Source organism: Chelativorans salis (genome assembly GCF_025336525.1).
GTDB lineage: Bacteria > Pseudomonadota > Alphaproteobacteria > Rhizobiales > Rhizobiaceae > Chelativorans > Chelativorans salis.
Genome location: NZ_JAOCZP010000002.1, coordinates 115,518 through 128,541 on the forward strand (window position 1 = coordinate 115,518; position 13,024 = coordinate 128,541).

Annotated in this window: 10 protein-coding genes; 7 read left to right on the forward strand and 3 right to left on the reverse strand. The window is 59.4% G+C overall.

Going from position 1 to position 13,024, the window contains the following annotated elements; all coding sequences use genetic code 11:
* The first annotated feature begins 9 nt into the window (after positions 1-9).
* On the forward strand, positions 10-954 hold the full coding sequence (locus N5A92_RS06385; RefSeq protein WP_260901147.1) for a type II secretion system F family protein: 945 nt from the start codon (positions 10-12) through the stop codon (positions 952-954).
* A gap of 147 nt (positions 955-1,101) precedes the next feature.
* Here the strand turns inward: N5A92_RS06385 and N5A92_RS06390 are convergent, their stop codons facing one another.
* The gene (locus tag N5A92_RS06390) at positions 1,102-1,800 is read right to left on the reverse strand and encodes an FkbM family methyltransferase (protein WP_260901148.1); all 699 of its coding nucleotides are present in this window, start codon (positions 1,798-1,800) and stop codon (positions 1,102-1,104) included.
* Between the two features lie 612 nt (positions 1,801-2,412).
* On the opposite strand from N5A92_RS06390, the gene N5A92_RS06395 reads away from it, so the two are divergent.
* From N5A92_RS06395 to N5A92_RS06410, 4 genes are all read left to right on the forward strand, one after another.
* Positions 2,413-2,943 (forward strand): putative pterin-binding protein, encoded by a 531-nt coding sequence (locus tag N5A92_RS06395; RefSeq protein ID WP_260901150.1) that lies wholly within the window; start codon positions 2,413-2,415, stop codon positions 2,941-2,943.
* A gap of 60 nt (positions 2,944-3,003) precedes the next feature.
* Positions 3,004-4,956, forward strand: a complete 1,953-nt coding sequence (locus N5A92_RS06400; protein ID WP_260901151.1) for a putative bifunctional diguanylate cyclase/phosphodiesterase — start codon at positions 3,004-3,006, stop codon at positions 4,954-4,956.
* Positions 4,957-5,461: 505 nt separating this feature from the next.
* Entirely contained in the window at positions 5,462-5,932 is a 471-nt protein-coding gene (locus tag N5A92_RS06405; protein ID WP_260901153.1) for a carboxymuconolactone decarboxylase family protein, read from the forward strand.
* A complete protein-coding gene (locus N5A92_RS06410; protein WP_260901154.1) occupies positions 5,932-6,789 on the forward strand; it encodes a sigma-70 family RNA polymerase sigma factor in 858 nt (285 codons plus the stop codon). Before N5A92_RS06405 ends, N5A92_RS06410 begins: the two co-directional genes overlap by 1 nt.
* A gap of 43 nt (positions 6,790-6,832) precedes the next feature.
* Here N5A92_RS06410 and N5A92_RS06415 read toward each other — a convergent pair whose 3' ends face one another.
* Positions 6,833-8,194 carry an aminotransferase-like domain-containing protein gene (locus N5A92_RS06415; RefSeq protein ID WP_260902287.1) on the reverse strand — a complete coding sequence of 454 codons (1,362 nt, stop codon included), beginning with the start codon at positions 8,192-8,194 and terminating at the stop codon, positions 6,833-6,835.
* Positions 8,195-8,353: 159 nt separating this feature from the next.
* Between N5A92_RS06415 and N5A92_RS06420 the strand changes: the two genes are divergently transcribed.
* Complete coding sequence (locus N5A92_RS06420) at positions 8,354-9,214, forward strand: DMT family transporter (RefSeq protein ID WP_260901156.1); 861 nt, start codon at positions 8,354-8,356, stop codon at positions 9,212-9,214.
* Between the two features lie 153 nt (positions 9,215-9,367).
* On the opposite strand, the gene N5A92_RS06425 is transcribed toward N5A92_RS06420, so the two are convergent.
* Positions 9,368-10,714 (reverse strand): dihydrolipoyl dehydrogenase family protein, encoded by a 1,347-nt coding sequence (locus N5A92_RS06425; RefSeq protein WP_260901159.1) that lies wholly within the window; start codon positions 10,712-10,714, stop codon positions 9,368-9,370.
* Between the two features lie 377 nt (positions 10,715-11,091).
* Here N5A92_RS06425 and N5A92_RS06430 point away from each other — a divergent pair, with 377 nt between their 5' ends.
* On the forward strand, positions 11,092-12,837 hold the full coding sequence (locus N5A92_RS06430) for a glycoside hydrolase family 15 protein (RefSeq protein ID WP_260901160.1): 1,746 nt from the start codon (positions 11,092-11,094) through the stop codon (positions 12,835-12,837).
* Positions 12,838-13,024: the final 187 nt, after the last annotated feature.

Below are 13,024 nucleotides of genomic sequence, written 5' to 3' on the forward strand. Positions count from 1 at the left end.
GTGGCGGCGATGAACGAATCTCTCATACTGCTGGCCACCTTCGTCGGGGTCCTTCTGCTTTCGACCGTCGTCCTCCGCGGTATCACGAGCCGGCGCGAGGTTACGAGCCGCCTTGCAGAGGTGACGCAAGAGGAGGCTGCGGGCACCTCGCTGTTCTCCGAAGAGGACCTTTCAGACGTCTTGGAAAAGGACAGCCGTCTGATCAAGCACTATTTCGATGTGATCCGCACGGACACGAATCCTGACTCGCTTTCGAACCGACTGATCCGCGCGGGGTTCTTCTCCCCCCAGGCGCTTCCAATTTTCCACCTCGTGCGGGCATCGGTCGGACTTTTGACATTCCTGGCCGCGTTCTTCCTCGTCGACGCCTATGTGATCTCGGCCTCCAGAACGGTTGCCATCATTGTCTCAATGTTCGCTGGCGCCTTCGCCTTCTTCATCACCAATGTCGTGCTGGAGCGGATGGGCGTGGCCAAGGAGCGGGATTACCGGCGGCTGTTTCCGGACTTCATGGACATGCTGATCGTCTGTGTGGATGCGGGCCTCAGCATAGAGGCAGCGGCGGATCGGGTGGCACGCGAATTCATGTCGACACGCCCCGACTTCGGCATCCATCTTTCGATCATGATGCTCGAGGTGCGCGGCGGACGGCGGCTGCGCGATGCGCTGTCCAATCTGGCCGACAGGCTGCGTATCGACGAAGCCAAGTCGCTCGCGGTCCTGTTCCGGCAGTCAGAGGAGCTCGGTTCAAGTGTGACCAAGAGCCTGCGCGTCTACAGCAAGGAGATGCGCCAGATGCGGATTGTCCGGGCGGAGGAGAAGGCGAACGCGCTTCCAATCAAGATGCTGTTCCCGCTCGCTGCCTTCTTGTTCCCGATGAGTCTGATTATCGTGCTGGTACCCATCGTGATGCGCGTCGTCTCGCTGCTGGTCGGCTTGTCGCCAGCTCTGTGAGGTAGTGGGGCGAGGGGAGGCGGGCGGAGACGAACCACGTTGTCTCGGTCCACAAGGCGACGCGTTGAGTCCGACTGCAGCCGCTGGCGGGCCTGAGGTAACAATGCGTCCCCAATGGGAGGAATCTGCACCTAGAGCCGTCCGAAACTAAAAATCAGGACCCTCTGATTGATAGAGGCGCGGTTCATTGCCTCGGGAGAAAAGAACGCAGGGTCCACTTGATCCGCGTGGGTCGTAGCCGAAGCCCTTGGACGCCAGCGCTTGCGTGATATCGCGGATGCCGGCGAGTCCGTAAAGGTGGTCGTGCAATTCTAGGAAGATTCGCTCGACACCGGGTAGCTCCGCCTCGATCAGGAGATCCCGTTCCGCCCCCTCGATATCCATGACGATGACGTCGATCTCGTGTTGAGAAATGAATTGATCAATGTTGACCGAGGGTATCGTCAGAATCTCGTCATAGGGACCTTGGTGCTCCACAATCGATGACATCCACAGATCCTTGCGCGCATAGAATATGAAGTCTCGTGGTGGTCCGGCGGCTAGAATGCCTTGGGTAAGGGTTACATTTTCGAGATTGTTCGCTTCGATGACGCGTCGTGCGAGGCGAACGGACGAAGGGTTTGCTTCGAAGCTCCAAACGTGAACGCCCTCGATGCCAGCGATCAGCGCGGTAAGGATGCCGATACCGCTGCCCAGCTCGAGCACGCGATCATGCGGGCGCACTGATTTGAAAACCCACCGCGCTTCTTTGGCCTCGTACGTGCCGTTTGACAACGCCTGCCAGATTTCAGGAGAAAGCTCCGTTGGATCAAGCGGCACTTTGACCCCGTGCACGGTCAGTGTCATGGTTGCAGATCCTTTTGTTGTATAAATGGCCCTGCCTGAACAGTTTCGCCGTTGGCTCGCCTTCCGTATTCCTTCATATGCAGCGGAGTCGATACTGAACGGTTTGCCCGCTTGCCTGCAAATCTTTCATAGTTCGTTCCAGGCTGTCGCGGGCGTGAATTGTTCAGGTTTTCTACTCATGTACAGGCAGCCTCAGATAGTGAAATTTGGCTATGAAAGATTTTGGTGCACCGCTGACCTAGTTCAGACATGGTATGGGTGCGTCAGAAGTCGTTGAGAAATGATATTGTGAAGAATGGGAGCCAAGTTGTATATCATTTCCGTAGTCCGTTTATCGCCATGAGAATTGATCGCGTGTAAGTGTGAGGTCCATTCAAGGCGATTGGATTATTTCTTAGAATAAGAAAATTGCTGGCGATTGAATGCGACATGATCACAACCCATAGGTAGTATATAAAACCTTTCCAAGTTGATCTATTACTGATGGTGGAATGAGAGCGATCTGAGAGACGCTCATATCCGATTGCAAAAACCCTATCGCAGTGCCAATACTTTTTTGATGTGGATCTAGGATCCACACGGGAAAGCATCGGCTTAGGAAGGAATCTCGCTATGCTCCGGCTCCAGTTTTCGTTCCTCCAACCCGCACTTCTGTGTCTGGCGATTCTATCGACCTCTTTCGCCTCTGCAAGATCGGAGGGTGGTGAGCTTGCCCCACCGACGGAGCAGCCGATCCTTACGATTGAAGGAAATATCGGAGTGACAAACGCGGAAGGCAAGGCGCTTTTCGACCGCCCCATGCTTGAAGCGATGGGTATGGCCACCATTGAAACCACGACGCCTTGGTTCGACGGTCCGGTCAAATTTGAAGGCGTGCCGGCGGACCGGATCATGGAGGTGGTTGCCGCCGATGGGACAGAAGTCGTTGCAGTCGCGCTGAATGACTACCGCACAACAATCCCGCTGGCCGATTTCGAGGAACATGGGGTGATCCTGGCGCTCAAGCGCGGTGGTGAATACATGCAAGTGAGCGACAAAGGGCCACTGTTCATTGTCTATCCGTACGACAGCGATCCGCAACTCCACAGCCAGCAATTCTATGCGCGTTCGGTTTGGCAACTGGCACGACTAATCGTGCGCTAAACCTGTTTGGTCGTGTCAATGCCCCCCCCTTCACGTCTGCGCCAAGGGATTGCCTTCAGGATGCTGGAGGCAATTCTCATCGCCACGATCATCATCTTCGCGCTCGCCGCCGGCTACATGTCTTTTCTGATTTTCGAGCGGCAGGAATCCTTGAGCAAGGCTTCCCGCTACGATGTCTCCTGGAGTGCCAGTCAAGGCGTCAACGAGTTCGTACGGCTGCTTCAGCGCGTTACCGCGCTGGCTGAGGAGCCCACCACACCGCGCCAGGAGGAGGTGCAGCTGCGCTTCGATATCCTGAAGGGGCGTCTGAATCTCTTCAGGAGCGGTGATTTCGAGAGGTTCGTCAACCAAACGGAGGAGCGGCAGGCGATCGTGGGGCGGTTGAACGACCTCGTTGAGCAGTTGGACGAAATGATCGGTCGTGTCGATGATCCGGAGACGGCGCAGCGCATCCTGCGTTTGATGGCACCGTTGGAAGCCGATCTAGTCGGCCTGGCCTCCGAAGCCGCCTATTTCAGCAGTGTTGAAATCACTCAATTTGAGAATGAGCTCCTGCAACTCCACCGGAATTTTTCTCTAGTAGCGTTGGGCTTCTTTCTGTGCGGCCTGGCTTTTATTGCGCTACTTGGCTGGCACAATCGCCTGCTGACAAGAACGCATCTGAGGCTCAGAGCAGCCAATCGGGATCTTCGACGCGCCTCCGATGATCTGACCCGCATGGCGCACTACGATCTGTTGACTGGGCTGCCTAACCGTCTGCTGCTGCGCAAGCATTTGGAGGAGATGTACACCAGTGCCGGCGGTAGGATCGCCCGAGGCAGCAGAGCGCTCATGTGCCTCGACTTGGATAACTTCAAGAACGTTAACGACACCCTCGGCCATCCGGCCGGAGATGCGCTGTTACGCGAGGTTGCCACACGCATTACCAACCTCGTCAGCCAAAACGGCATGGTCGCTCGCCTTGGTGGCGACGAGTTCGTCATCATTCTATCGAATATCGGAGTTGAGGACGCCGCTGCGCTTGCAGGGAGCTTGGTTGAAGCGATAGGGAAACCATACGAACTTGAAGATCATCAGGTCGTTGTCGGAACGAGCATTGGAATAGCATTTGCACCCGACGCAGCCGGGGATCCGGACAGCCTGTTGAAGGACGCCGATCTGGCGCTCTACCGCGCTAAGGACGATGGTCGCGGAACCTATCGTTTTTTTGAACCCGAGATGGATGCACAACTGCAGCGCAGGCGCATGCTCGAGCTTCAGCTTCGCTCGGCGAACTTCGACACGGACTTCGAGCTGCTCTTCCAGCCGCTCGTTGATCTGCAAACGAAGAAGGTCACCACAATCGAGGCGCTATTGCGGTGGACCAGCACGTTTCACGGGACTGTCGCTCCAGACGAATTCATCCCTATCGCTGAAGATAGCGGCTTGATTGTCCCCCTTGGCGCATGGGTGTTGGAAAAGGCCTGTACACTGGCATCGGATCTTCCCCCATACATCAACGTCGCCGTCAACCTTTCAGCCACACAGATACGTCGTTCCAACGTCGTCGACACCATCTCCACAATTCTCTCGGAGACCGGCTTGTCACCCGATCGACTTGAGGTCGAAATCACTGAAACTCTCCTGCTTGACGACAACAGGGAGGTCAATTCGGCGCTTCGCCAGTTGCGCGCGCTCGGCGTACGCATTTCACTCGACGACTTCGGCACCGGATATTCCTCGCTTGCCTATCTGAGAAGGTTTACAGTCGATAAGGTAAAGATCGACCGATCTTTCGTGGCTGATATTGTGGGCGACCCCGATCACCTTGCGATCGTGCAGGCAATTGTCGGGCTCACTCATGCACTGGGGATGACTTCGGTCGCTGAGGGGCTGGAAACCGAGGAACAACTGTTGCTCATCCGCGCCAGCGGTTGCGACGAGGCTCAGGGATATCTCTTCAGCCCGCCAGTTCCAGAAGACGAGATCAAGGAATTCCTCGCCCGCCGAGGCTGGAAGCTGAGGGTCGCTTAGCCAGCGCGGGTCGATCGCTGAGCGGTTTTCGCGCGTGCGCATCCCTCGGCGGTACCCTATTCGGAGGCGGCGGCATGGGAGATCGACCTGGCGATGTTGAAGTAGGTCGAGGAGGCCTTCCAGCACACCGAGAGGATCCTCACCGAGTGCCGTGCCGATCTTGAGCATGACGGCAGAACTGCTGCTCGAAGAGGAAACGATCGCCGCTGCCGACTTCCTACCGACACCGTCAAGGCAAAGCCGGCTGAAACTCCACGGAGTCCGGACCTGAAAGTCGTCATCGCAAGCGGTTAGACTGAGAAATGTCGGTCGCAGACGTCCGGCGGGGGAGGAGGGGCCTATGGCACCAGGGGCGGCGAAGGTCAGCAGACACAAGCAGCCAGGCTCATGCGCTATGCCCAATTTGGACACGGCAGGGGAACGTAGGGAACAAAAAATCGACCCTGCATGTCACACTTGTAGATTCTGTCTCGTCATGGTGTCGAAACTAACGGAGGATCCAATCATGACTGCCAAACTCGATCCCTTTACCGCGGCCCCGTCGCTCATGAAGAGCTGGACTGGCACTTCGGTTGCCATCGCTTCCAGCCTAGAGCCGAGCCTCATCGAACTCGTCAAGATCCGCGCCTCGCAGATCAATGGCTGCGCCAATTGCATCAATATGCATACAGTGGAAGCGCGCGCGAAGGGGGAGACCGAACAGCGCATCCACCTCTTGTCGGCCTGGCGTGAGGCACCTTGCTATACCGATCGGGAACGGGCTGCGCTCGGCTGGACCGAGGCGCTGACACGGCTCTCAGAGGGGCACAACCAAGAAAGCGCATATGAACCTTTGGAGGCTCTGTTCACGGAAGAGGAGCAGGTCAATCTCACATTGATGATCAATGTCATCAACGGGTGGAACCGCCTCGCAGTCGGCTTCGGCCTGTGGGTCGATCCAGCGGTTGCAAAGGCCAATGCTCAGGCGGCTGCCTGATGGCGGAGGTCGCGAACGAGGACGCAGCGGCGGGTTTCGACCCGCTGCGCCCAAAACTCATGCGCGTTGCCTATCGCATGCTCGGCTCTGTTGCCGATGCCGAGGATATTGTCCAGGAGGCCTTTATCCGCTGGATGAGGACTGACCGCGGCGAGGTGCGAGAGCCCGAGGCATTCTTGCGCCGCACGGTCACGCGGCTCTGCCTTGATCAGCTCAAATCGGCGCGACGCAAGCGCGAAATATATATCGGTCCCTGGCTTCCCGATCCCGTTGTGGAAGATGAGGAAGAGGAAGACGTTACCTTGCCGCTGATGCTTGCGTTGGAACGCCTTTCCCCGCTCGAGCGGGCCGCCTTCTTGCTGCACGACGTGTTCGGGATGGGTTTCGAGGAAGTAGCGGCCACGGTCCAGCGCGACCCAGCTGCCTGCCGTCAGCTGGCCAGCCGCGCGCGCAGCCATGTCCGAGAGGCGAGGCCGCGGTTTCAGGTCGACACACAACGAGGCATCGAGCTTGCGAAGGCATTCTTCACCGCCTCCCGCAGCGGCGACATGAAGACGCTTGGTACGATGTTGGCGGCCGATGTCAGCGTCCATGCTGATGGTGGAGGCAAGCGTCCAGCAGCTACGGAGCCGATCGTCGGTTTCCACGCCGTGATGAAAGTGCACGAAAAGCTGGCGGCTCTGTTCAGAACGAATGGTTCGAAGCTTATTCGCGCTGGATTCGTAAACGGGCTGCCGGGCTTTGTCACGCTAGAGGCTGACGGTGAAATCCAGACGACTGCCCTTGAAATCGAGGACGGAAAGGTCACCGCGATCTATGTGGTGCGGAACCCGGACAAGCTGAGGCATTTGCACTAGGTTCCACTGTTAGGCTCTCCGGGCGCGCGCGTTGTGCTGAAGTTTATTCCTTTGCCGCCGCCAATGCGCGTTCCAGCACGTCGAATACTCGAAGGTCGCTCATCTGGGAGACGTTGAAGCGCATGAAGCTGGAGGCGGTTTGCGAGACGCTGAAGACGTCGCCGGGCGCAAGTACGAGATCTTCGGTAAGGGCAGCACGGGCGATCGTCGCAGCATCCCGGCCATCCGGCAGGCTGCACCAGAGATAGAAGCCGCCGCGCGGCATCAGCCAGGGCGAGATGTGGAGGTTCTCCAGCCTTGCTGCCGTATCGCGCCGGGCGCGGGCAAGCCGTCGGCGCACAGCCTCCAAATGCTTGCGATAGCTCCCATCGCTGAGGGCCGCGAAGACCACCTCCGCGGCAGCCGGACTGACGCCCCCAAAGTTCGTTGCGACCTGGAGGTCGATTAGTGCCTCGATCCACCCCGCACGCGCGGCGATGTAGCCGCAGCGGATCGAGGCTGACAGCGTCTTTGAATAGCTGCCGATGCGTATGACACGCGAAAGCCCGTCGAGCGCTGCCAAGCGCGGCGACGGTTCGGGCTCAAAATCGGCAAAAATCTCATCCTCGACGATCGTCACGTCATGCGCGGCCGCGACGTTCAGCAACCGATGGGCAACCTGTGGCGAGAGCGTTGCGCCGGTAGGGTTATGGAGGGCAGAGTTGGTGATGTAGAGGCGCGGACGGTATGTCGCTACCACCTCGCCGAAGCGGTCCATGTCCGGTCCGGTGAGCGTGTAGGGAACTCCGACCATCGTTGCCTGGTGAGCGCGCAGAAGTGCCTGAAAGTTGAAGTAGCACGGATCGTCGACCACCACAGTGTCGCCAGGTCTGATAAGGAGGCGGCAGATGAGGTCGATCGACTGGGTGCCTGATCCCGTGAGGAGGATCTGGTCGGGGCTCGCCTCCAGCCCTTCACCGGCAAACTGACGTGCGAGCAGGCGGCGCAGTGTGAGGTGGCCGCGCGTGGCGCCATAGTCAGAGAGTACCCCGTCGTTAGCTCTGGCAAGTTTGCGAACGGCGCGGCGGATCGCGGAGTTCGGCATCCAGTCGGCTGGCAGCCAGCCGCAGCCGGGCTTCGCCACGATCGCGTCCGCATCGAGCGACTGGCGCGATACCCATAGCGGATCGATCGCCCGGTCGAGCTTCGGCCCGATTTCGGCGAGAGTCGGTGGGGGCGCGGCGCTCGCGACATAGAAGCCCGAGCCCCGCCGGGCGCGGATCATCCCTTCGGCGGCGAGACGGTCATAGGCTTCGACCACGGTGGATGGGGAGACGCCCATGGTCGCCGCGAAGCTGCGGATGGAGGGCAGCCGGTCACCGGTTGTCAGCGCACGGCTTGCTATCCTTCCACGGATCGCCTCCATCACCTCGACCGTGCGCGTTCCTGGACGTCTTTGCAGCAAACGCCGTCTCCCCTTATCCGTATGGTCACCTTGATCCATACAGTTTGGGAGAATTGTACTGGATTGTTTCTATCTCTGCCAGCCACCGGCGGCTACGAGCTATCCGAGATCGGAGGCTTCATGAAAGCGGCTACAGCAGGTTGGGGGAGCGGGTTCCTCGGCGTGATGATATTCAGCGGTTCGCTCCCGGCGACACGGGTGGCCGTCGGCGGCTTTTCGCCGATGTTCCTGACTTCGGCGCGCGCGGTGATCGCCGCGCTGCTCGGGCTGGTGTTGCTCTGGATGCTGCGGCAGAAGCGGCCTGCGCGGGGCGACATCGGCTCGCTCACCGTCGTTGCTCTGGGCGTCGTGGTTGGCTTCCCGCTCCTGACGGCGCTTGCGCTGCAGCATATCACTTCGGCGCATTCAATTGTCTTTATAGGCCTGCTGCCGCTTTGCACCGCGATTTTCGGTGTGCTGCGCGGCGGGGAGCGGCCGAAGCTGGCCTTCTGGCTGTTCTCGATCGCCGGCAGTCTTCTGGTTGCTGGCTTCGCGCTGGCCGAGAGCGGTTCAGCGTCGCTGACGGGCGATCTTCTGATGATTGCGGCGATTCTGCTCTGCGGGCTTGGTTATGCCGAAGGCGCCACGCTCTCGCGCCGTCTCGGCGGCTGGCAGGTGATCTCGTGGGCGTTGGTGCTGGCGCTGCCGGTTATGGCCATCCTCGCGCTGGTGACAATTCCCGTGAACTGGAGCGGGGTCGGAACACCTGCCTGGATTTCGCTCGCCTATGTCTCAGTGTTCAGCATGCTGATCGGTTTCGTTTTCTGGTATCGCGGGCTTGCGCTCGGCGGCATCGCCGGGGTTGGACAATTGCAACTCCTCCAACCCTTTTTCGGACTTGCGCTAGCCGGGTTGCTTCTTGGTGAGCCGGTCGCCTGGACGATGATCGCCGTCACGGGGCTAGTCGTACTTTGCGTCGCCGGTGCCAAACGCTTCGCGTGAGTCAACATTGGTGACGAACGCCTGCTTCCGAGCTGCGATCGGTGGTGATGTCATCCTGCACTAATGGCCAATCGATCTCCTTCGCGTGAAATGCCGACGCTGAACGTTGCCAGCCGCCGCTTTTTTGCCGAAGCAGCGCCCAAGCCACCTTGGCTAAAGCATGTGTCCTATGTCGGATGCGCCCGTTGGATAGGCGAAGATCGTCTGCTTAAGGGCTGAAGCCGTTAGATTGTTTCGAATCGCGAGGGCGAACAGGTTTATGACCTCATCCACATGCGGGCCAACAAGATGGGCGCCGAGAATGCGTCCGCTACCTTCCTCCACGATCATTTTGAAGCCGTAAACGGATTCGGCTGTCTGCCGGGCGGTGAACCAATCCGAGGCTTTTCCTATATTTTTTCGAAATTTTAGCCCCTTACGACTGGCTTCCTCCTCGCTCAGCCCCACCGCGGCTATTGGCGGAATGGTGAAGGCGACACTGGGCACGCCGCGATAGTCGGGCTTGTGCCGGTTACCGTCGAGCAGGTTTCTTGCGACCACCTCGGCGTCATGGCTGGAGACGGGAGTAAGCGGCGGGCCAAGCTGCGCGGCATCCCCTGCCGCGTAGACGGCAGGATTCGATACGCTTTGGAGGTAATCGTTGAGCTGCAGGCGTCCATCCTTGACCGAGGTACCGGCGCGGTCGAGATCGAGGCTCCCCAAGTTTGGTACGCGTCCGGCGGCATGCACTACGAGGTCGGCTTCGATTGTCACCTCACCTGCCGCTGATGCGGCCGTAACGCGGTATCCGGTGCTGGTCTTATCAACGGCCTCGACACTCGTCTTGGTCTGTGTGTCGATCCCCAGCGCCCGAAACTTCTCCATTAGCCAATCAACGAGCTCCGGCTCGAAATGCTTCAGCAGGCGTTCGCCCCGCTGCAGGATCGTAACCTGCGCACCAGCCAGTGCTGCAATGTGGGAAAATTCGGCGGCGATATAGCCGCCGCCGACCATAACAATGCGTTCAGGTAGGCTTTTAAGGGCAAGGAACTGTTCGCTCGTAATGAGATGTTCCTCTCCGGGGATACCAAGCCGCACCGGCTCTGCGCCGGCTGCGATCAGCGCACGCCGTGCCTCTAGGCTGTTTCCTTCCACATTCAAACTGTTCGGGCCGGTGAAACGGGCATGCCCGTGAAAAGCGTGAATGCCCTTCTCGGCGTAGCTCTTCTCCTGCTTCGCCGGCACGGGGTCGGTAAAGCTGCGCTTGAAGGCATTTAGTTCCGGCCAGTTGAGATGGGCCACACCGGCAACGCCGTGGTCCTGCATCCGCCTTGTATGATCGATCGCGGAAGCCGCACCGACCAGTATTTTCTTCGGGTCGCAGCCGCGCAGGGCACAGGTACCGCCAAAGGGGCGATAATCTACTATGGCCACCGACCACCCCGCCGCACGTATGCGCGTGGCAGCCACGCGCGCCGCCGTTCCGGTGCCAATGACAATTAGATCGAACTGGTTACTCATAGCTCACCAACCACGTATTCTTGTACAATTCGGAACGCGCTGTTCCTTGGACACGATCTGCTAGTCACTTGCTCAATCGGCTCGCAACTTCCACCAAGGTTGCGCCCCTCTCCTTGCCAGGACAATGGCGCACATTCGGTGGGGCAACTTCATTCAAAATCGGCGTGATCGGGGAACGGTTCCATGAAGCGGACCTTTAGATGGAGAGGCGCGATGAAGCGTGGGCGGCAGGTTCAGCCCACTTTCGCAGCGTGTGCGGCCGGTGATCGCACAAGTTATCTTGCGCCGAAGACCGGGGCTGCGCCTGTAAGGGCAGGGTGTCGTCCTCATGATGCCCGGCAGATGTTAGCCGCGATCCTGCACCAGCATATGTCCGGATGGGAGAAAATGGCGAAATGATAAGCGACCTGGCCATAATCGGCGACAGGCGTACAGCTGCTTTGGTCGACCGGAAAGGCGATATCCTCTGGTACTGCCCTGGCCGGTTCGACTGTCCGAGCCTCTTCGCCGCGCTTCTCGACCCAAAGCTTGGCGCGTGGCGCCTTGACATGCCCGATGTTCGTCCCGTTCACCGCAGCTATCTCGATGACAGCGGCGTGCTCCGCACCGTGCTGGCTGCACCGCAAGGCGAATGGACCATCACCGATTTCATGCCTATCGGCCCGAACGCACCCGAAGGGCTCGTCTGCAGGCTCTTTTCCGCGCCACCCACAGATGTCCGGGTCTTCCTGCGCCCACGGCCGAACTACGGTCGCGACCGAGTGGTGCTTAAAACTGCCGGCAATGCCGTCGTCATAAACGGGCGATACAACGTCCACGCCTCCTGTCCGCTGGAGGTCGCAGACGGAGAGGTCGCATTTACATTGCCGGCGGGCCGGCAAGGATGGGCCGTGCTGGCTGAACGTGAAACTGATCCGCCAAATAGCGGGGAGATTGAGCGCTGGCTTACGGCCACGCTCGCGCATTGGCGCAGGACATTTGAGGGCGCATCCTATTCGGGTCCGTATGTGCGCGAGGTGGCGGCCTCCCTCCGAGCATTGAGGCTTCTCACTCACGAGCAGACGGGCGGCATCGTCGCCGCAGCCACCACGTCGCTTCCCGAGATCCCTGGCGGGGTGGCGAACTGGGACTACCGCTACGTCTGGCTGCGCGATGCCGGCATGATCGTCAGCGCGCTTACCCGGTTGGACGGCGACCTCGCTGAAGGCGAACGCTATCTGGAGTTCATCTGCTCGTCGCGCGGCAGTTCCCCGCGTTACCCGGTGCCCGTCTTCTCCACGCTTGATTATGAGCGGGCGCCCGAGGAAGAGACGCTCGACTGGGCGGGCTATGTTGGCAGCCGCCCCGTACGGATCGGCAATGGCGCGCGCGACCAGATGCAGCTCGACGCTTTCGCCAATGTCTTGCTCGCCGCCAAGCTTATCTATCAACGGTCCGAGCGCCGGCCGCACTGGGAGACGGTGTCGGCCATCGCGGATTTTCTGGCAGAACACTGGCGCGAGCCGGATCACGGCATCTGGGAAGAGCCTGTTACACGCCAGTACACCGCCGGTAAGGTGATCGTCGCCTGCGGCCTTGGCTCTATCGCCGAGTTCTCGTCAGATCCGGGGCAGGCTGAGCGCTGGCGCACCGCCGTGGGCGAGATTCGCGACTTCGTGTCGAAAGAATGCATGACCTCGACAGGCGCTTACGCCGTCTATGCAGGCAGCGAGGAGGTGGACGTCTCGGCGGCGCTTTTCCCGGTGTGGGCTTATACGGCGCCCGACACGCCGGAGATGCTAGCGACAATGGCGGCACTGGAACGCGATTGGTCCCGGAAAGGTCTGCTCTACTGGCGGCGGCTCGAATGCTCCGATTCCCGCAAGGAGGGCGCTTTCCTTGCAGGCACATTCTGGGTCGCCCAATACTGGATCATGCGCGGCGATCTCGAGCGGGCACGGCGCATCTTCGATGCGGGCCTCGCCTGCGCCAACGATCTGGGACTGTTTGCCGAGGAAGGCGACCCTCAAACCGGGCGCATGCTTGGCAACTTCCCTCAAGCCTTCGCGCATGCCGCTTTCATCGGTGCGGTGATCGACCTGAAGGCGGCGCTTGAAGGCGAAGCTGGGGGAGAAAAAGCATAATGGACAAGCTCAACGACAGGATCACCAACCGACCCGTGTCTACATCGACGCGGCTTTGCCGTTTGCAGGAAATGCAGAATTAAAATGTTGAAGTAGCTTTCTTTCCAAAGATAAATGCAAGAAAAGTCAAAAACTTAATAATTTCAATTTGTCTGATGAGGTTCCAGGCGAGATTTCACAAAATCAT